At 71.7% G+C, this 18513-nt stretch carries 18 protein-coding genes; 6 read left to right on the plus strand and 12 right to left on the minus strand.

Annotation, left to right across the window (positions count from 1 at the left end):
- Nucleotides 1–7: 7 nt before the first annotated feature.
- The 3 genes from LNW73_RS31800 to LNW73_RS31810 all read right to left on the minus strand — a co-directional run bounded on the left by LNW73_RS31800 (nucleotide 8) and on the right by LNW73_RS31810 (nucleotide 2141).
- The gene (locus LNW73_RS31800) at nucleotides 8–628 is read right to left on the minus strand and encodes an RraA family protein (protein WP_250992314.1); all 621 of its coding nucleotides are present in this window, start codon (nucleotides 626–628) and stop codon (nucleotides 8–10) included.
- A 68-nt stretch (nucleotides 629–696) separates the two neighbouring features.
- Nucleotides 697–1650, minus strand: coding sequence for a ribokinase (locus LNW73_RS31805; protein WP_285391943.1), 954 nt, complete (start codon nucleotides 1648–1650; stop codon nucleotides 697–699).
- Between the two features lie 53 nt (nucleotides 1651–1703).
- A complete protein-coding gene (locus LNW73_RS31810; protein WP_250992316.1) occupies nucleotides 1704–2141 on the minus strand; it encodes an SRPBCC family protein in 438 nt (145 codons plus the stop codon).
- A 225-nt stretch (nucleotides 2142–2366) separates the two neighbouring features.
- Between LNW73_RS31810 and LNW73_RS31815 the strand changes: the two genes are divergently transcribed.
- Both LNW73_RS31815 and LNW73_RS31820 read left to right on the plus strand, forming a co-directional pair.
- Nucleotides 2367–3218 carry an LLM class flavin-dependent oxidoreductase gene (locus LNW73_RS31815; RefSeq protein ID WP_250992317.1) on the plus strand — a complete coding sequence of 284 codons (852 nt, stop codon included), beginning with the start codon at nucleotides 2367–2369 and terminating at the stop codon, nucleotides 3216–3218.
- Between the two features lie 176 nt (nucleotides 3219–3394).
- Nucleotides 3395–3727, plus strand: a complete 333-nt coding sequence (locus LNW73_RS31820) for a hypothetical protein (protein ID WP_250992318.1) — start codon at nucleotides 3395–3397, stop codon at nucleotides 3725–3727.
- 62 nt (nucleotides 3728–3789) lie between these two features.
- On the opposite strand, the gene LNW73_RS31825 is transcribed toward LNW73_RS31820, so the two are convergent.
- The 3 genes from LNW73_RS31825 to LNW73_RS31835 all read right to left on the minus strand — a co-directional run bounded on the left by LNW73_RS31825 (nucleotide 3790) and on the right by LNW73_RS31835 (nucleotide 7375).
- Nucleotides 3790–4623 (minus strand): phosphatase PAP2 family protein, encoded by an 834-nt coding sequence (locus LNW73_RS31825; RefSeq protein WP_250992319.1) that lies wholly within the window; start codon nucleotides 4621–4623, stop codon nucleotides 3790–3792.
- Between the two features lie 84 nt (nucleotides 4624–4707).
- Nucleotides 4708–5661, minus strand: coding sequence for a YihY/virulence factor BrkB family protein (locus tag LNW73_RS31830; RefSeq protein ID WP_250992320.1), 954 nt, complete (start codon nucleotides 5659–5661; stop codon nucleotides 4708–4710).
- Nucleotides 5597–7375: a diacylglycerol kinase family protein gene (locus tag LNW73_RS31835; protein ID WP_250992321.1), complete on the minus strand. Its 1779-nt coding sequence runs from the start codon at nucleotides 7373–7375 to the stop codon at nucleotides 5597–5599. Before LNW73_RS31835 ends, LNW73_RS31830 begins: the two co-directional genes overlap by 65 nt.
- 624 nt (nucleotides 7376–7999) lie before the next feature.
- Between LNW73_RS31835 and LNW73_RS31840 the strand changes: the two genes are divergently transcribed.
- Nucleotides 8000–8842, plus strand: coding sequence for a hypothetical protein (locus LNW73_RS31840; RefSeq protein WP_250992322.1), 843 nt, complete (start codon nucleotides 8000–8002; stop codon nucleotides 8840–8842).
- An 80-nt stretch (nucleotides 8843–8922) separates the two neighbouring features.
- Here the strand turns inward: LNW73_RS31840 and LNW73_RS31845 are convergent, their stop codons facing one another.
- Both LNW73_RS31845 and pgm read right to left on the minus strand, forming a co-directional pair.
- Nucleotides 8923–10122 carry a serine hydrolase domain-containing protein gene (locus tag LNW73_RS31845; protein ID WP_250992323.1) on the minus strand — a complete coding sequence of 400 codons (1200 nt, stop codon included), beginning with the start codon at nucleotides 10120–10122 and terminating at the stop codon, nucleotides 8923–8925.
- Nucleotides 10123–10219: 97 nt separating this feature from the next.
- A complete protein-coding gene (gene pgm, locus LNW73_RS31850; RefSeq protein ID WP_250992324.1) occupies nucleotides 10220–11875 on the minus strand; it encodes a phosphoglucomutase (alpha-D-glucose-1,6-bisphosphate-dependent) in 1656 nt (551 codons plus the stop codon).
- A 341-nt stretch (nucleotides 11876–12216) separates the two neighbouring features.
- On the opposite strand from pgm, the gene glgA reads away from it, so the two are divergent.
- Nucleotides 12217–13416 (plus strand): glycogen synthase, encoded by a 1200-nt coding sequence (gene glgA, locus LNW73_RS31855; RefSeq protein WP_250992325.1) that lies wholly within the window; start codon nucleotides 12217–12219, stop codon nucleotides 13414–13416.
- 39 nt (nucleotides 13417–13455) lie between these two features.
- Nucleotides 13456–14673: a glucose-1-phosphate adenylyltransferase gene (glgC, locus tag LNW73_RS31860; protein ID WP_308401880.1), complete on the plus strand. Its 1218-nt coding sequence runs from the start codon at nucleotides 13456–13458 to the stop codon at nucleotides 14671–14673.
- A gap of 241 nt (nucleotides 14674–14914) precedes the next feature.
- Here glgC and LNW73_RS31865 read toward each other — a convergent pair whose 3' ends face one another.
- From LNW73_RS31865 to LNW73_RS31880, 4 genes are all read right to left on the minus strand, one after another.
- Entirely contained in the window at nucleotides 14915–15895 is a 981-nt protein-coding gene (locus tag LNW73_RS31865) for an NAD(P)-dependent alcohol dehydrogenase (protein WP_250992326.1), read from the minus strand.
- Nucleotides 15892–16137, minus strand: a complete 246-nt coding sequence (locus tag LNW73_RS31870; protein WP_250992327.1) for a helix-turn-helix transcriptional regulator — start codon at nucleotides 16135–16137, stop codon at nucleotides 15892–15894. Before LNW73_RS31870 ends, LNW73_RS31865 begins: the two co-directional genes overlap by 4 nt.
- Nucleotides 16138–16139: 2 nt before the next feature.
- Complete coding sequence (locus tag LNW73_RS31875) at nucleotides 16140–16559, minus strand: hypothetical protein (RefSeq protein WP_250992328.1); 420 nt, start codon at nucleotides 16557–16559, stop codon at nucleotides 16140–16142.
- A gap of 116 nt (nucleotides 16560–16675) precedes the next feature.
- Nucleotides 16676–17287, minus strand: coding sequence for a hypothetical protein (locus tag LNW73_RS31880; RefSeq protein WP_250992329.1), 612 nt, complete (start codon nucleotides 17285–17287; stop codon nucleotides 16676–16678).
- Between the two features lie 226 nt (nucleotides 17288–17513).
- Here LNW73_RS31880 and LNW73_RS31885 point away from each other — a divergent pair, with 226 nt between their 5' ends.
- Nucleotides 17514–18479, plus strand: coding sequence for an LLM class F420-dependent oxidoreductase (locus LNW73_RS31885; RefSeq protein ID WP_250992330.1), 966 nt, complete (start codon nucleotides 17514–17516; stop codon nucleotides 18477–18479).
- The last annotated feature ends 34 nt before the right edge of the window (nucleotides 18480–18513 follow it).

The raw sequence follows: 18513 nt of genomic DNA on the forward strand, positions 1-18513 counted from the left end.
GCCCGGGTCAGCTCGCGAAGCCGTTCCCGGCCAGGATCGCGTCGATGCGGGCACGATGCGCCGCTTCCCAGGCGTCGAGGGATTCGCCGGCCTCCTTGGCCAGCTTCGTGCGGGCCTCGGCCAGCACCTGCTGCTGACGGGCGCCGGGAGTGACGACGATGCCCTCCTCGTCGGCGACCACGATGTCGCCGGCGCTCACCCGCACGCCACCGCACCGCACCGTGCCGTTGAGCGGCACAACGGCCTTCTTGGTCCCCGGGATGGGGATGACGCCCCTGGCGAAGACGGGAAAGCCCATCTCGCGCACTTCGGCGAGGTCACGGATCACACCGTCGAGCACGAACGCCGCGATTCCCCGGCGCTGGGCGACGGCGCAGACGTTTCCGCCGGCGAGCGCGTAGTCCACGTCACCCGCTTCGACGACGATGACCGAGCCGGGCTCCGCGCGGTGGACGGCCGCGTGCAGCATCAGGTTGTCGCCGGGAGGGCACCGTACGGTGAACGCCGGGCCGGCGACCCGCGGCGACGGCCACAGCGGGCGAATGCCGATGTCCATGACCTGCTCACGGCCGAGGACATCGGCGAGGGTGGTCGGGGAAACGCTGGTGAATCTGGTGACGCCGTCCATGTTCTTCCTTCGCTCGGGAGCACCCGACTCGGGTCGCTCCCAGGCTAAACCGTTCCCCTGGCCCGCGATCAGCGGGGAGTTCCCGCGAGCAGCGAGTCGACTTCGGCCCGGGTGGGCAGCGCGTTCTGCGCGCCGTGGCGGGTGGCGGCCACGGCGCCGGCCGCGCAGGCCCGGCGGACGGACTCGGCGAGCGGGCGGCCGAGGCCCAGTGCGATGGCCAGTTGGGCGCAGAAGGCGTCGCCGGCACCGACGGTGTCCACCGCGTCGGCCGGGAAGCCCGGTTCGCTGAGCCCGCCCCGGGCATCGGCGGCGACCGCGCCGGCGGCGCCGAGCGTGACCACGACGGTCCCGGGCCCCAGCAGACGCAGCCGCTCGGCGCGCGCCGTCCAGTCCTCGTCCCGGCCCGCGGACGGTGCGTCCGGGAGGCCGAGCAGCCCGGCCGCCTCGGTCTCGTTGACGATCAGGACATCGACCGCGCGCAGCAGTTCGGCCGGCAGCGGGCCGGGACCGGGCAGCGGAGCGGCGTTGAGCACGGTCAGCGCCCCGGCGGCGCGCGCCTCACGGGCCGCGGCCAGCACGGTGGGCAGCGGCACTTCGAGCTGGAGCAGGACGGTGTCGGCGCGGTTCGCGACGGTCCCCTCCGTGAGGCTTCGCAACGTGGCTTCGTCCAGGTGGTGGTTGGCGCCGGGGGACAGGGTGATGGTGTTCTCGCCGTCGTGCTGCACCACGATCAGCGCCAGTCCGGAAGCGGTGGCCGGGAGGGTGCCCACCGTGCTGTCGTCGATCCCCTCCGCCGTCAGGGCCGCCCGCAGTTCGACGCCATGGGTGTCGTCACCGAGCATTCCGACCATCCGGACCCGTGCGCCGAGCCGCGCCGCGGCGACCGCCTGGTTGCCGCCCTTCCCGCCGGGCCCCCGCACGACATCGGCACCGGAGACCGTCTCGCCCGGCCGGGGGAGCCGCGGCACGGTGACCGAGAGGTCCATGTTGAGACTGCCCACCACGACCAGCCGTTCGTCCATCACCGATGTCCTTCTCTTCGTCGTCGCGACCGGGCCGCCCCGGAGCGCCGGGGTCATTCCTCCGCGAGCAGTCCGGTGATCGCGCGGCCGAACATCAGCCGGCCGGACCGGACCGTCAGGCCGTCGAACAGCCGCGGCAGTCTCCGTACCCGCAGATCCTCCCGCCACACGATCCGCGATCCGGTGTCCCGCGCGCCCACGTCGATCTCGGCCCACCCCACGACGACCGTGCCGCGCTTCTCCAGCCGGCAACGGCCGGTGCCACCCGGCGCGGGCGGTTCCCAGCGCACGACCTCCATGGGGTCGTCGAACCCGACAGGGCCCAGGCCGGTACGCGCCACGAAGACGGTGCCCAGTCGCGTGGGTGGCGGGGTCGTGACGGTGATGCTGGTCAGCGGCACATGGGCCGCGTGCCGCTCCCAGTGGGTGAGCCGCCGCCACACCTCCTCGACGGGCAGTGGGGACGAGCGCTCGATCCTGATCAAAGCCACCACACGACCCTATGCGAGCGCGCCCACGGGGCGCCGGGACCCGCCGTCGTGTCCTGATCCCGTCCCACGCCGTACTCACGCTCGCGGCTTCCCCTAGGATGGCCGGACTCCGAGCACCGCTCCCTGGAAGTACGCCGCAAACGGGAGCGCGCCCGCACGTCATCGCTCGTGCGAGATCACGGAGGGGCGGCATCGATTTCGTCCGCCCTTTCTGAGGAGTCCCGCATGAACATCGGTCTCGGTCTTCCCGTCGACGACCCCGGTCGGCTGCTGAGTTGGGCCCGTCGTGCCGACGCCGGCCCCTTCACCACCCTCGGACTGCTGGACCGGCTGGTACACGACAACCCCGAACCACTCATCACCCTCGCCGCCCTCGCCGGCGCCACGCACCGCATCCGGGTCCAGACCGAGGTACTGCTCGCACCCCTGCACCGGACCGCCCTGCTGGCGAAGCAGACCGCCACCCTCGACCGCCTCTCGGGCGGCCGCTTCACCCTCGGCATCGGGATCGGCGGACGGGAGGACGACTACCTGGCCACCGGAGTCGACGTCCACCGGCGCGGCCGCCGGCTCGACGAGCAGATGGCGGTACTGCGCCGGCTCTGGGCGGGCGAGCCCTACGGCGACGGTGTGGGACCGATCGGACCCGCGCCCGCGACCCCCGGCGGCCCCGAAGTGCTCTTCGGCGGCTTCACCCCCGCCGCGCTCGCCCGCGCCGCCCGCTGGGGTGACGGCTTCCTCGGCGCCGCGCCCTCACCGCACTTCACCGACCGCCTGTTCCGCCAGGCGGAACAGGCCTGGCGCGACGCCGGGCGCACCTCGGCGCCCCGGCTGGTGGCCCAGGTCAACGTCGCCATCGGACCGGACGCGGTGGTCGCGGAGGCCCGCGAGAACGTCGCCCGCTACTACGCGTTCCTGGGTGACGCCACCCACTTCGCCGACGGTCTGCTGGGCGATCCGCAGGAGATCAAGGCCGCGGTGAGTGCGTACGCCGACCTCGGCGCCGACGAAGTGATCCTCTACTGCTGGTCCCCGGACCCCGACCAGATCGACCGCTTCACCGACACCCTGTTCTGAGGTTCCGCCGGCTGTTTCGTGAGTGTCGTTCCCGGCCTGCCCGGGGCTGGAAGAGCGTCGGAACCGCGGATCACACCAGCCTGTGGAGCGCCAACGGCCAGTTCACCGTCGGCCGGGACATCAGCCCCGCGACACCCGGGGCAGCGGGCGCCCCCAACGCGTACTGGGACGGGACCGTGCACGGTCTCACCCCGCAGCTGAGTGCCCGGGTGACCGGCACCGACCCCTCCCGGCCGGTCCGTGCGCAGTTCTTGCTCCGGGACAACACCGATGCAAGCCTGCCGCAACCCGTCCTGATGGACGGTCCCGGCTCCGACACCCTGGACCCCGTGGGCTCGGTGGGCTCGGGAAGTGTCGCGGGCTCGGGCACCGTTCGGGTGTCCACTCCGAAACTGATCAGCGGTCACTCCTACGGCTGGTACGCAAGGACTGTCGAGGGTCCCCGCCACGCCCTCGCCCGCTCGTCCCCCACCAGCGCCGTCTGCCATTTCATCGCTGTCGCCGGCTGACTTCCGGAGGAGATCCGGCGGAAGGGGCGCGAGGCACGCCGGGAGGACGGTGCCGACCGCGCTCACGGGCGCGGGTCGTCCTCCGCCGCCGGGGGCGCGGGGTGGTGGCCGAGGTGGAGGGCCGGCTCGGGGGCGGTGTGGGGGGTGTCCAGTTCGGGTTCCAGGCCCTGGGCCGCTGAGGTGTGGGCGAGGCCCGCCTCCTGGCGCCAGGTCTGGAACGCGGCGGTGGTGGCGGCGAGTACGGCCAGCCCGAGCAGCCAGCCGCCCACCACATCGCTCGCCCAGTGCACGCCCAGGGCGACCCGGGTGTAGCCGACCCCGACCACGGAGATCACCGCCGCCGCCCACGGCAGCGCCCGCAGGCCGCGGGGGACCAGGGGCAGCAGGACGAGCAGCAGCACTCCGCAGGACGTCGTGGCGGTCATGGCGTGGCCGGAGGGGAACGAATAGCCGGGGGCGTGGGCCACCGGGTCCGGCAGTTGCGGGCGGGCGCGTTCCACGGCCGTCTTCACCATCACTCCCACCATGGAGCTCAGGGCGGACGTGACGGCGGCCCAGGCGGCCAGTCGCCAGGCCCGGCGGTACAGCAGCCACACCACGACCCCGGCCACCAGCAGCCGCATGACGGTGGGCGACCACGGTCCGTTGGTGAGGAAGCGCAGCACCGTCACCCATGCCGGGTGGTCCAGCGCCGCCCGGTGCAGGTTCTCGGCCGCGCTCCGGTCGGCGCGGTGCAGCGGGCCCCAGTGGGCCTCCACAAGGACCAGGACGAAGGCGAACGGCACGGTGGCGACGGCGCACACCGCCGCCGTGACCAGCAGCCGTACGCCGAGGCGCTCGTCCGCGCCGCGCAGCCGGCGGATCAGGTTTCCGGGGAATCGCGACAGTGCCCTCATGCCGGTGACGGCTACCCGCTCCGGCGGAGAATCATCAGTGCCGGGGCGAGAGGCCGGCCCGGCCGGGATCCGGCGCCGCACCGCTCAGACCCCCGGATCCTGGAGAACCGGCTCCTTGACGCGGGCGCGGACCGCCTCCAGCTGGGCGGCGAACGCGATGCCCATGAAGAGCGCTATCGCCGTCAGATAGGACCACAGCAGCAGTGAGATGAAGGCGCTCAGCGGGCCGTACACGGAGTTGAACGAACTGCTGAACTCGACGTACAGGCTGAGCAGCCAGGTCAGCAGGGTCCACAGCGCCAGGTAGACGGCCGCACCGAAGGCCAGCCAGGTGTAGCCGGGCTGCCGGCGGCGCGGCGAACTGCGGAAGACGACGGAGGCGGAGAACAGGGCGAGAAGGATGCCCACCGGCCGGCGCAACAGGTTCCAGGCCGTCGTCTGGTCCGGCGTCCAGTGGTACACCTGGGCCGCCGCTCCGGCGATGTCGGCGCCGCCCACCATGAGGATGGAACCCAGGCCCAGGGGCAATCCGGCGAGCAGCATCATCACCAGCCCGCGCCGGTACTTCAGGTGGAACGGCCGGTCGCGCTCCACGCCGTAGATGCGGTTCGCGCCGCGTTCGATCTGGCTCATCGCGGTGGTGACGTTGACCAGCGCGAACAGCAGACCGAACCACAGTGCCAGCTGTCCACCCTCGTCGGCGTGCCGGCGGCTGTCGGCGAGGGCGTTCTGCACGACATCGGAGCTCGGACCGCTCGACATGCGCAGCACGGTGAGTTCGGCCACCCGCCCGATGCCCTCGGCGTGCAGCACCGTGGACAGCCCGACGACGGCGATGGCGAACGGCACCAGCGACAGGACCGTCTGCAGTGCCAGTGCCCGCGCGTGGCTGAACCCGTCGGCGTACCGGAACCGCAGAAAGGCGTCACGGACCAGCTTCCATCCGCCGTAGCGGCGCAGGGTGGCCCAGGCCTCATCGCCCGAGAGCTCGTCGCCCGTGATGTCGCGGGTCTGCGGAACTCGTGTTGCCGTACCCATCGTGTGCTCCTGTCAGGGCTGCCGGTTCTTCGGTGCTCGCCGGCGCCGAGGACGATGCCGTGGGTGAGGCCGCCGGCAGCCGCATCAGCAGGGCGCCCGGATCGACCTCGATCACCAGGCGTACGCCGGGACCGACCGGTTCACCGTCCAACTCCCGTTCCTGGGGACGTTCGAAGGTCATCTCGATGCGCCGTGCGGTGAAGTACTCCAGCGCGCCGTCGGCGAACCGTCCACCGCGGCCCGGTGGCCGTGGCGTCCCGTCGTGGTGCGGCCGAGTCAGCACATGGGTGGCGGCGCGCAGCCAGCCGAGCGGTCCTGCCGGGTTGAGCAGCACGACGTCGAACAGCCCGTCGTCCGGCCGCGCGTCCGGGAGCAGCGGTACGCCGCCCTGCAGCGTGCCGACGTTGCCGACCAGCACCATCCGTGCCCGGTGGCCGAGCTCCGGTCCGTCGTCGAGCCGCAGCGTCAGCCGCATCCCGGGATCGCGCAGATGGCGCACCCCGGACACCAGATAGGCCGCCCAGCCGATGCCCGCCTTCATCCGGGAGGAGGCGTCCCCGACCACGGCGGCGTCGAACCCGGCACCGGCCATGGCGGCGAACCGGGCCCCGGAGATCCCGTCGCCGTCGGCCGTCCCGAGGTCGATGGGGTGGGTGGTGCCCTCCAGCGCGGCGACCAGCGCGGCGATGGGATCGACCGGGTAACCGAGGTTGCGCGCCAGCAGGTTGCCGGTGCCGCAGGGCAGGACGGCGACCGGGATACCGCTGTGCGCCAGGCCGTCGGCGCAGGCCATCACCGTGCCGTCCCCACCGCACACGACGATCAGGTCGGGTTTCCTGAGCGCGGCCCGCCGTCCGGCGCCGCTCCCCGGGTCCTCCTCGGTCGTCCCGTGCCAGGAGACGTCCTCGAAGCCGTGCCGCCCCAGCGTGCGGCGGATCGCGTCGTGCAGCGCATCGTCCACGACGGTCGGATTCACCACCACGGCGGCCCGCCGTCCGTACCGGGCGACGGCAGTCGCATCCGGAGAGGTGTCAGGACCGGCCTGTCCCGGCAGGTGCGGCCGGGCGCGCGCCGGCAGCAGCGAACGCCCCATGATCAGCAGGATCCCGGCCCCGTTGAGCAGGCCGAAGACCACATCGGTGGGATGGTGCATCCCCCGGTACAGGCGGGACACCGCGACCAGGACGGGAACGGCGAACAGCACCGCGGCCGGCACGAAGCGCCAGGTTCCGCGGAACCGGAGGAGGACGAGAACGGCCAGACCGCCGTACAGCGCCGTCGAGGCACCGGTGTGTCCCGACGGGAAACTGGACGTCGGCGGGGCCACATCCAGGTGTGCCACGTCCGGACGGGCCCGGTCGATGGCCGCGGTCACCATGAGGAAGACGACCGACTGCAAGGCCACCGCGGCGCCCAGGAACAGGGCTTCGCGGTTGAGCCGCTCGTACACCGGCAGCAGGAGCAGGGCCACCGACACCGCCGTCGTCAGCACGACGGCATGGGTGTTGCCCAGCTGGGACAGCCAGTACGTGACACTGTTCCAGCCCGCCGACCGGTGCGCGGCGAAGGCCCGGTTGACCGCGTCCTCCGAGGTGAACGGCGGGACCTTCACCAGCCATCGGGTGAGCAGCAGGCCGAAGCCCATCAACAGCGCGCCGTGCATCACGAGCAGCACGCCGACGCGTCGCGCGGCCACTTCGTCGCTTGGTCTCATAGGCGGCTTCTTGCCCGTCCCGGCCGAACAACTCCTGCCGCGGCCGGGTGTTCCGCTCCGGATTGGCGTGGCACTCGGCCCTTTCGCCGCTCTATAAGTTGTGCAAACGCTCGAACACGATGTGTCCTTTCACTCGCGTCACTCCAGGATCGCGCCCCGCCGGAGAGGGCGTCAACGGTCCCGGAAGGCAAGTGCGGGAAGCACGGATCCGCTGCGGGGAGAGCGGGAGCGAACTCGAACTGTTCGCCGAGTTTCTCCCGCGCGGAGCGAACGCGGGGTGCCGCGGGACCGGCCGGACGGTACCCGGCCGAGTGCGGCAACTCCCGCCGGGGCGAAAGGAATTCGCCATCCGGCCCGCCACACTTCCAGGTCAACGGGGGACGCTGCTCCTATCCTCCCGCGCCCGAAAGATGTAACCTCCCGGACGGGATCCGGGGAACCGAGTTGGCTTTCGCGGACGTTGACTGGGATGGTCTTACTCATACGGATGTCGGTGCAGCTCGGTCCGGCCCGGACCACGGGGACGTGATGTGAGCGTCCGTTTCGAATATCCCCTCATACGTTGATGGCTACCATCACGGTCATCAATGACGCGAAGTGAGCAACGAAAGGCGAGTGGTGTCCATGTCGGACGTCATGTCCAAGAGCCAGAGTCTGCAGGGCGAGTACGAAGCCCGCGTCGCCGCCGATCTGCGGCAGAACGACGGTGACCGCGACCGCGTTCTCGCGCAGATCGACGTGCTCCAGAAGGAGCTGGAGGTCCTCGTCCAGGACCGCGAAATGCTGCTGAGCATGCAGAGCGCCGTCGGCGCGACGAAGCAGCACTCCGCCTCCGAACAGGGCGAACCGCAGAAGAGCGAGCCGGAAGCGCACGTCGCGCCGCACACGAAGTCGGCGAAGGTGCCCGGCGCCAGGCGCCGTACCGCGCGCAAGTCGGTCCCGACCCAGGGCCGGGCCGGCCGCGGCCGCAAGACCGACGCGAAGAGCGCCGTGGCCGACGCCGCGCACGCCACCAAGGCGGCGCCCGCCAAGACCGCGACCGCGAAGGCCACCCCGGCCAAGACCGCCACCGCGAAGCCGGCGAAGGCCGCCGCGACGAAGGCCGCCACGGCCAAGTCCACGACCGCGAAGCCGGCGAAGACCGCCACCGCGAAGACCGCCGCTCCGAAGGCGGCCGACGCCAAGACGGCCGCCCCCAAGGCGGACAAGCTCGTGAAGGTCGTCGAGAACTACCTGGTCAAGCAGGGCGGCCCGGCCTCGGCGGCGGAGGTCGCCACCGCCATCTCGACGCCGGAGCGCTCCGTCACCATCATGAGCGTGCGTACCGCGCTCGAGGGCCTGGTCCGCAAGTCCGCGGCCCTGCGCTCCAAGCAGTCCCGCTCGGTCTACTACGAGTCCGTCCCGGCCGGCACCACCGTCACCGCGGCCGTCGAGGCCCCGCAGCAGAGTGAGCCCGTCACCCAGTAGGTCCCCGGCTGCCCACGTCGGCCAGGTACTGAGTGAGCAAGCGGAGGGCCGGCGCGGCTGCGGGGTGACGACCCCGCGGCTCAGTCGTCGATCGCCCGGTACGCCGAGGTCCAGAAGTCCTGGAAGACCGCGGGAGAAGTGGTGGAGTCCATGTGGCGCTGGGTCAGCAGAATGCCGACGAGGTCTTCCCCCGGGTCAGAGTAGGCGGAGGTGCCCGTACCGCCGTTCCACCCGAACCGGCCCGGGGTCGTCGCCAGATCGGAGCGCCGCACGGAGACGGAGACACCGAAACCCCAGCCCTCGTCGGGACCGAGGAAGCTGCGGGTTCCGGACCGCTGCTCCGCTGCCAGATGGTTGCTGGTCATGAGTTCGACCGAGGGCCGGGACAGCACCCGTCCGCCGCCGTGCCGCCCCCGGTCCAGCATCATCCGGCAGAAGGCCAGGTAGTCGTCGGCCGTCGAGACGAGCCCGCCACCACCGGACGGGAACGCCACCGGACGGCCCCAGCGGCTGTCGGCGGGATCGTCCTGGAGCACGAGTTCGCCGGTCGCGGGACGGGCCCGATAACTCGGCGGCAGCCGGTCCAGCTTCTCCGGCGGCACCTGGAACGCGGTGTCCCGCATGCCGAGCGGATCGAAGATCCGGTCGCTGAGGAAGGACGCGAACGACTGGCCGGCGGCGCGCGCGATCAGCACCCCCAGCACTTCGGAACCCGTGTGGTACATCCACCGCTCGCCCGGCTGATGCACCAGCGGCAGTGCGCCCAGCCGTTTCATCCACTCGTCGGGATCGATCGCCGGCGGGTTCGGACTGGGGGAGAGGCCGGCCTCGTCCATCGCCCGCTGGATCGGGTGGGTCCCCCGGGGAGCGAGCACCGCTCCGATCCCCAGCCGGAACGTCAGCAGATCCCGGAGGGTGATCGGCCGGCGTGCCGGAACGGTGTCGTCGAGCGGCCCTTCGAGCCGCTGGAGCACCCTGCGGTCGGCGAGTTCCGGCAGCAGCCGGTCCACCGGCTCGTCCAGCCGCAGCCGGCACTCCTCCACCAGGATCATCGCGGCCACCGCGGTGACGGGTTTGGTCAGCGACGCGATCCGGAAGATAGCGTCGCGGCGCATCGGGACGGTGCCACCGGCGGCCATCGTGCCGAGCGCCTCGACCCGTGTCGCACCGCGCCGGTGCACCAGCGTCACGAGCCCGGGTACGTCACCGCGTTCGACGTAGCCGGACATGACGTCGCGCATCCGGTCGAGCCGTTCCCCGGACAGTCCGCTGCCGCTCAAGGATGGTTCCCTTCGTCAGCCGGTGGATGAGTACCGGCGGTGGTCGACTCCGGTCACAGGACGGGTGCGCGTCGCTGCTGCTGTGGGTGGGTGCGCGTCAGGCCTTTCCGGAGGCGTCGTCCAGCGCCTTGGACACGATGGCCTTCGCCTCCTCCTGCACCTTGGCGAGGTGTTCAGGACCGTGGAAGGACTCCGCGTAGATCTTGTACACGTCCTCGGTGCCGGACGGCCGGGCGGCGAACCAGGCGTTGTCGGAGGAGACCTTGAGGCCGCCCAGCGAGGCGCCGTTGCCGGGTGCCGCGGTGAGGACCGACGTGACCGGCTCGCCGGCCAGTTCGCCCGCCGGGACCTGTTCGGGGGAGAGCGAGGCGAGGACGGCCTTCTGCTCGCGGGTCGCCGGCGCGTCGATCCGGGCGTAGGCGGGCTCGCCGAAGCGCGCGGTCAGGTCGGCGTAGTGCTGCGACGGGCTGCGGCCGGTGACGGCGATGATCTCCGCCGCGAGCAGCGCGAGCAGGATGCCGTCCTTGTCGGTGGTCCACACCGATCCGTCGCGGCGCAGGAAGGACGCGCCGGCGGACTCCTCGCCGCCGAAGCCCAACGAGCCGTCCAGCAGCCCGTCCACGAACCACTTGAAGCCGACCGGTACCTCCACCAGCTTCCGGCCGAGGCCCGCCGCCACCTTGTCGATCATCGACGAGGAGACCAGGGTCTTGCCGATACCGGCGTCCGACGGCCACTGCCCGCGGTGCTCGTACAGGTAGGAGATGGCGACGGCGAGGTAGTGATTGGGGTTCATCAGGCCGGCGTCCGGGGTCACGATGCCGTGCCGGTCGGCGTCCGCGTCATTGCCGGTGGACACTTGGAAGTCGTCGCGCCGCCGGATGAGCGAGGCCATGGCGTGCGGTGACGAGCAGTCCATCCGGATCTTGCCGTCCCAGTCCAGCGTCATGAAGCGCCATGTCGGGTCGGAGTCCGGATTGACGACCGTCAGATCCAGCCCGTGGCGCTCCGCGATCCGGCCCCAGTACGCGACCGACGCGCCGCCCAGCGGGTCCGCGCCGATCCGTACGCCGGCCGCCCGGACGGCCTCCAGGTCCACCACGGCGGGCAGGTCGTCGGTGTAGTGGGTGAGGAAGTCGTAGCGGCCCGTGGTGCCGGCGGCGAGCGCGCGGGCGTAGGGGATCCGCCGGACGTCCTTGAGGCCGCCCGCGATCAGTTCGTTCGCCCGGTCCTGGATCCAGGACGTGGCCTCGGAACCGGCGGGACCGCCGTTCGGCGGGTTGTACTTGAAGCCGCCGTCGGCCGGCGGATTGTGCGAGGGCGTGACGACCACGCCGTCCGCCAACCCCGAGGTGCGACCGCGGTTGTGCACCAGGATGGCGTGCGAGACCGCCGGGGTGGGCGTGTAGCCGTCGGCGCTGTCGATCAGCACCGTGACGTCGTTGGCGGCGAACACCTCCAGCGCGGTGGCCCGTGCCGGCTCGGACAGCGCGTGCGTGTCCGCCCCCAGGAAGAGCGGACCATCGGTCCCCTGTCCCGACCGGTACTCGCTGATCGCCTGGCTGGTGGCTGCGATGTGGTCCTCGTTGAACGCGACCGCCAGCGACGAACCGCGGTGGCCCGAGGTCCCGAACGCGACCCGCTGGCCCACCTCGCCCGGGTCGGGTCGGAGCGTGTAGTACGCGGTCACCAGCCGGGCCACGTCGACCAAGTCGGCGGGCTGTGCGGGCTGTCCGGCGCGCTCGTGCGGCATCTGGCTCTCTCCTCCGGGTGCGGGTCCGCCCCGCCACCGTGGGCCCGTGCCCGTGGTGGGAGGCGTTCCGCGTCGTTCGGCATTGTTCCCATTCTCCGTGCCCGGCGCGAGAGGGCGCACTCCACCGGCCACCGGACCATTGCCGTGTCGCGGGACAAGCCGCCCGCGGCCGCCTGTCGGCGGACCCCGTGACGTTTGCCGCCTGACGATCCGGTACAGAAGAGGGCTACGAGGCCTGCACCGATCGCCGCATCCCGGGCCGGCCCCGCTGATGCCGGAGCGGAGCGGCCCCGGACGGCAACGCCCAGGGCACCGGGTGATCAGCGGAGAGGTGGGACACGGTGAAGGTCGGGCTGTTAACGCGCGAGTATCCGCCGGACGTGTACGGCGGAGCCGGGGTGCACGCCGAGTTCCTCGCGCGGGAACTGCGCGGTCTCGTCGATCTCACCGTGCACAGCTGGAGCGTCGACGACCCCGGCTCCGGTGACGACGGCCCGGACGACGTCGCGGACAAGGCCTCGGGCCTCGTACGGCACCGGGCGGCCGCCGGACTGGACGGGGCCAACAACGCGCTCCGGACGCTGTCGGTGGACCTGTCCATCGCGGCTGCCGTGACGGACATCGACCTCGCCCACTCGCACACCTGGTACGCCAACATGGCGGGCCATCTCGCCAAACTGCTCCACGGCGTCCCGCATGTGATGACCGCCCACTCCCTGGAGCCGCTGCGCCCCTGGAAGGCGGAGCAACTGGGCGGCGGCTACGCGGTCTCCAGCTGGGCCGAGCGCACCGCCGCAGAGGCGGCGGACGCGGTGATCGCGGTGTCCCACGGCATGCGCGCCGACGTGCTCGCCTGCTACCCACGGGTGGATCCCGACCGGGTCCACGTGGTGCACAACGGCATCGACACCGCCCTGTACCGGCCCGACCCGCGGGTCGACGTCCTGGAGCGCCTCGGTATCGACCCGGCCCGGCCGTTCGTCCTGTTCGTCGGCCGGATCACCCGGCAGAAGGGCGTACCGCACCTGGTGCGCGCGGCGCGTGCGTTCGCCCCCGGTACCCAGCTCGTGCTGTGCGCGGGATCGGCCGACACCCCGGAGCTGGACGCGGAGTTCCGCTCCCTGGTCACCGAGCTGCGGGAGCGGCGCGACGGCGTGCTGTGGATCCCGCAGATGCTGCCCCGCCCCGACGTCGTCCAACTCCTCACCCACGCGGCGGTGTTCGTCTGCCCGTCGGTCTACGAACCGCTCGGCATCGTCAATCTGGAGGCCATGGCCTGCGGTACGGCGGTGGTCGCCTCTGCCGTCGGCGGCATTCCGGAGGTGGTCGAGCACGGCCGTACGGGGCTGCTGGTGCCGTACGAGGAGGCCGATCCGCGCGGCTTCGAGGCCGCGCTGGCGGCCGCCGTCAACGAGGTCGTCGGCGACGGCGCCCGGGCGCGGGCGATGGGGGAGGCGGGGCGGCGGCGGGCCGTGACGGAATTCGGCTGGGACGCGGTGGCACGCAGGACCGTGGAGGTCTACGAGTCGGTACTGGGGTGACCGGCTGCCAGCGGGCAGCCGGAGACGAAGGGGGTCAGGGTGAGCGGACGACCGAACGTGCTGGGCATCGTCCTCGCAGGGGGCGAAGGCAAGCGGCTGATGCCGCTGACCGCGGACCGGGCCAAGCCCGCGGTGCCATTCGGCGGGGTCTACCGGCTGGTGGACTTCGTCCTGTCGAACCTGGTGAACGGCGGGATCCACCGCATCTGCGTGCTCACGCAGTACAAATCGCACTCCCTGGACCGGCATGTGTCGACCACCTGGCGGATGACCGGCCTGCTGGGCGACTACGTCACACCCGTCCCGGCGCAGCAGCGCCTCGGCCCCCGCTGGTACCTCGGCAGCGCCGACGCCATCTACCAGTCGCTCAACCTCGTGCACGACGAGCAGCCCGACTACATCGTGGTCTTCGGCGCCGACCACGTCTACCGCATGGACCCGCGGCAGATGCTCGACCGGCACATCGACGCCGGCGCGGGCGTGACGGTCGCGGGTATACGCGTGCCGCGTGAGCAGGCCTCCGCGTTCGGCATCATCACCACGGCGGACCGCAGTTCACGCATCGACGGCTTCCTGGAGAAGCCCGCCGACCCGCCCGGCCTCGCGGACGACCCGGACCGGGTCTTCGCCTCGATGGGCAACTACATCTTCTCCACCAAGGTCCTCATCGACGCGCTCCAGCACGACGCCGAGGACGAGAACTCCGTGCACGACATGGGCGGCAGCATCCTCCCGCTGCTCACCGAGCGCGGCCAGGCGCAGGTCTACGACTTCGACGACAACGAAGTGCCGGGTGAGACGGACCGGGACCACGGTTACTGGCGTGACGTGGGAACACTCGACGCCTACTACGAAGCCCATATGGACCTCATATCGATCCAACCGGTCTTCAACCTCTACAACCGGCAGTGGCCCATCTTCACCAACCAGGCCCAGCGGCCACCGGCGAAGTTCGTCGCCGGCGGGATCGCCGGCGAGTCGATGGTCAGCACCGGCTGCATCATCAGCGGCCAGGTCACCGGATCCGTACTGGCCCCGGGCGTGATCGTGGAGCAGGGCGCCGTCGTGCAGGAGTCCGTCCTGCTGGAGGGCGTCCGGGTCGGCCGCGGCGCCGTCGTCCGCCGCGCGATCCTCGACAAGAACGTGGTCGTCCCCGCCGGAGCCACCATCGGCGTGAACCCCGAACACGACGCCCGGCACTTCACCGTCTCCGCCGGCGGAATAGTGGCCCTGGGCAAGGGCCAGCGGGTGCCCTGACGAGCCGCGCGGGCCCCGGCCGGGCGGGCTGCGGACACAGCTCGGCCCGGTCAGCAGGGGGGGAGAGCTGGCCGGGCCGGGACTGCGAGGTAAGGGGGGCCTCTGAACACTCGGCTGCCCGGGTTCGCGGGTATCAAACCTCTTGGGCTGATGTGACCTGCGTCACGTCGGAATCGGGGCGGTGGCCGTGCTGTTGAGACGGCCGAACGCCCATGTGTGTCCTGGGACTTGAGATCGTGGCTCAGAGGGTTCGGAGGGTGATGACGACCTTGCCGCGCGCGTGTCCCTCCTCCAGGTACCGCATGGCGTCGGGGACCCCGCTCAGCGGGTACGTCCTGCCGACGACCGGGGTGAGTTCGCCGGCCTCGATGAGCTCCGCCAGGTACCGCAGGTCCTTCTCACGCTGCACGGACATGAGTCCGCGCAGTTTCTGGCGCAGGAACGGGGACAGCAGCATCGCCCGGAGCTGGCGGTCCGAGCCCTGCAGCCATCGCCCGCCGCCCTCGGCCCCGACGATGACGAGCGTCCCCTCGGGGGTGAGGGCGCGCCGCAGCAGCGACAGGGGGCGGTTGCCCGCGGTGTCGAGGATGAGGTCGTAGCGCCGGGTGCCGTCCGCGAAGTCGTCCTGTGTGTAGTCGATGACGTCGTCCGCTCCGAGGGAGCGGACCAGGTCGGCCTTGGACGTGCCGCAGACACCCGTGACCTGCGCCCCGAACGCCTTCGCCAGCTGTACCGCGAACGTTCCCACGCCCCCTCCGGCGCCGATGACCAGGACCTTCTGGCCGGCCTGGAGCCGCCCCTGGTCGCGAAGGGCCTGCAGGGCGGCGACGCCGGAGCCGGGTACGGCCGCGGCCTGTTCCGCGCTGAGGTTCGCCGGTCTGGACGTGATGCGGTCCTGCCGGGCGCACGCGTACTCGGCGAAGGAGCCGTCGCAGGTGCCGAAGACCTCGTCGCCCGGCCGGAACCGGGTCACGTTCCCGCCGACCTCCTCGACGGTCCCCGCCACGTCGATGCCGCGGACACGGGCCCTGGGTCTGCGCAGTCCGAAGCCGAAGAGCCGGATCAGGTACGGCCTGCCGGTCATGACATGCCAGTCCCCGATGCCGGCACTCGCGGCGTGCACGCGCAGCCGCACCTCCTCGTCGCCGACGACGGGCGGGTCGATGTCCCTGACCTCCAGGACATCGGCCGATCCATAGGTGTCCTGAACGACCGCCTTCATGGTCTCTCTCCTTCGTCGTCCGGTTCGTCGTCCGGGTACTGGAACACCTCGCCGAGCGGCACCCTGAAGGCCCGTGCGATCTGGAACGCCATTTCGAGGGAGGGCGAGTAGCGGCCCTGCTCGATCGCGATGACGGTCTGCCGGGTGACACCGATGCGGTCCGCCAGGTCCGCCTGGGTCATCTCGGCGTTCACGAACCGCAGGCGCCGGATGTCGTTGGTGACCTTGGTCGGCTTTCCCACGGTTAGAACCCCCGGCGGTAGGTGACGAGCTTCACCGTGGTTCCGCAGAGCGCGGAGAGCACGAACGCCAGATAGATCGCATTGGCGATCCAGAAGTAGTCGATCTCCGCCATCGCCAGGCCGAGCGGAACCAGCACGCCCACGGCGAGCACCATTCCGCCGACGTACTCGCCGTGCCGGTGGATCTCCTTGTCCCGTTGGTCGGTCCTGCCGGCCTCCTTGGGCCAGGCGGCGGCGATCACGATGTGGCCCACGATCGATGCGGCCGTCGCGGCACTCACCGCGAGGATCATCGGCATGACGTAGGCGACCGTGGTGAGCGGGACGCCCTGCGCCCTGCCGAGGATGACCGCGAGGTAGCCCGCGTAGCCGCCGATCGCGACCACGGCGTAGACCCAGGCGTTCTTCTCGTCGTATGACATGGCATGAATGTATGGCAGAGCTGACACGATGTCTATGATTCTTTACATTGGATCGCGACGGGAACTGTGCGTGCTGCGCGGGCGGCGTGTTCTGTGCGTGCTGTGCGTGCTGCGCGTCAGGCCTTCGGGCGTCCCGCCCTGCGCTGCCATCGGGTGAGGGCGAGGCCGGTCGCGAGGGAGCTGGCGAGGCCGATGCCCACGCCGCCGGCGACGACGGTGCCGATGCCGATGCCGTCATGACCCACGTTGTCGTCGGCCGCCGCCTCGCTCGTCCGGTCGGCGACCGCGTCGTAGCTCGTCGACGGGTCGTCGCAGAACGACCGGTTCCCGGGGTCCATCGCCGGCACGACCGTCAGCGTCACGGCGGCGGCGGCCTGGCCGCCGGCCCCGGCCTTCAACTCCACGGTGTAGGGACCGGGTTCGATGTCGCAGAGCACCATGGCCATGGCCTTCGCGTACAACTGCCCGCCCTTGCCGTCGTGGAACCGATCCTTCGTGACACCGACCGGTTTGACGAAGGCACGGGACTCAAGGGTGAACGTCCCCTTGCCGTGGCTCAGGTCGGACTCGTCGACGGCGACGGTGAACGTGACCTCCCGGCCCCGCTGCCGGCTGGAGGCCGGATCCACGGAGAGCGACATGCCGGAGTCCGCGAGGGCGTACGGTGCGGCGGTCAGGAGCAGGGCCGCACCGAGCAGGGTCGTGGCGGTCGCGCGGGCGAAGGGCATGGGTGATGGCCTCGGTCTTCAGGGAGTACTGCCCAGTAGGACGGACCCCGGGTCCCGATGGTTGTCCGGCCGCGCCGACCGATCCGCCGACCCATCCGCCGGCCTCCGGTGTTCGCCGCGGTGTTCGGCGCTGCGGGAGGGGTGGTCTGGTCACTCTGCTTATTGTAGCGTCGGCGTAGCGTGGATTCGTGGGGTTCGTGGGCTGCGGTCGGGGAGGCTGAAGCACGTGAAGTTGTCGGTGTCGCTGGGCTATTGGCAGGACCGGCCGCCGGAGGAGGCGCTGCTCACCGCGGCGGCCGCCGAGCGGAGCGGGTACGAGGAGCTGTGGCTCGGTGAGATGGCCACCTATGACGTGTTCGCCCTCGCCACCGCCGTCGGACTCCGGACCCGGAGCATCCCGCTGACCGTCGGCCCGCTCGCCGTGGCCGTACGGGATCCGATGACGATCGCCCGCGGGGCCGCCTCGGTGGCGGCCCTCACCGGGCGGCGGGTGGATGTGGCGATCGGCAGTTCCAGCCCGGTCGTCGTCGAGCAGTGGCACGGCCGTTCGCACCGGCGCAGCGGGGTGGCGCTGCGGGAGTCGGCGACGGCGCTGCGACAGCTGCTGGACGGGGAGCGGACCACCTCGGAGGGGGAGGTCGTACACACCAGCGGTTACCGGCTGCGGCTGCCGGCCCCCAAGTCGCAGCTGACGGTGGCCGCCTTCGGCCCCGCCGCGGTCCGCACGGCGGCCGCGTTCGCCGACCGGATGGTGCTGAACCTCCTCACACCGGCCTCGGCGGCGAAGCTGGTCGGACGGATGCGCGCGGAGGCCGAGGCGCTGGGGCGCCCGTCGCCGCGGGTGGCCGCCTGGGTGACGGCCGCCGTCGATCCGTCCCCGGAGGCGGTGGAGCAACTGCGGCGCGGGGTGGTCGGCTACCTCGCGGCGCCCGGCTACGCCGAGATGTTCATCGAGGCGGGCTTCGCCGAGGTCGTGGAGTTCGCGCGGTCACGCCCGCACCCGCGGGAGCTGCTCGCGGCGGTGCCGGCCGAACTGACCGCAGCGGTCGGGCTGGTCGGCGACCTGGACACGGTACGGGCCCGGCTCGCGGAGTACGCGGCGGCAGGGGTGGACGAGGTCGCGGTCGTCGCGTCGAGCACGGACGCCGACCCGGGAGGCGAGCGGACGCTCGCCCTGTTGCGGGACCGGTAGCTCAGCCGGCTCAGCGCAGGGGTGGACCGGCCGA

Origin of the sequence: Streptomyces sp. RKAG337 (genome assembly GCF_023701715.1) — a bacterium.
Lineage (GTDB): Bacteria > Actinomycetota > Actinomycetes > Streptomycetales > Streptomycetaceae > Actinacidiphila.

Bases quoted from the DNA above. Each gene is read 5' to 3' on its own strand.
- LNW73_RS31825 (WP_250992319.1), bottom strand. From the start codon at position 4,623: ATGAGGGCACTGTCGCGATTCCCCGGAAACCTGATCCGCCGGCTGCGC.
- LNW73_RS31830 (WP_250992320.1), bottom strand. From the start codon at position 5,661: ATGGGTACGGCAACACGAGTTCCGCAGACCCGCGACATCACGGGCGAC.
- LNW73_RS31865 (WP_250992326.1), bottom strand. From the start codon at position 15,895: ATGAAGGCGGTCGTTCAGGACACCTATGGATCGGCCGATGTCCTGGAG.
- LNW73_RS31805 (WP_285391943.1), bottom strand. From the start codon at position 1,650: ATGGACGAACGGCTGGTCGTGGTGGGCAGTCTCAACATGGACCTCTCG.
- LNW73_RS31815 (WP_250992317.1), top strand. From the start codon at position 2,367: ATGAACATCGGTCTCGGTCTTCCCGTCGACGACCCCGGTCGGCTGCTG.
- LNW73_RS31840 (WP_250992322.1), top strand. From the start codon at position 8,000: ATGTCGGACGTCATGTCCAAGAGCCAGAGTCTGCAGGGCGAGTACGAA.
- LNW73_RS31875 (WP_250992328.1), bottom strand. From the start codon at position 16,559: ATGTCATACGACGAGAAGAACGCCTGGGTCTACGCCGTGGTCGCGATC.
- pgm (WP_250992324.1), bottom strand. From the start codon at position 11,875: ATGCCGCACGAGCGCGCCGGACAGCCCGCACAGCCCGCCGACTTGGTC.
- LNW73_RS31835 (WP_250992321.1), bottom strand. From the start codon at position 7,375: ATGAGACCAAGCGACGAAGTGGCCGCGCGACGCGTCGGCGTGCTGCTC.
- LNW73_RS31800 (WP_250992314.1), bottom strand. From the start codon at position 628: ATGGACGGCGTCACCAGATTCACCAGCGTTTCCCCGACCACCCTCGCC.
- LNW73_RS31880 (WP_250992329.1), bottom strand. From the start codon at position 17,287: ATGCCCTTCGCCCGCGCGACCGCCACGACCCTGCTCGGTGCGGCCCTG.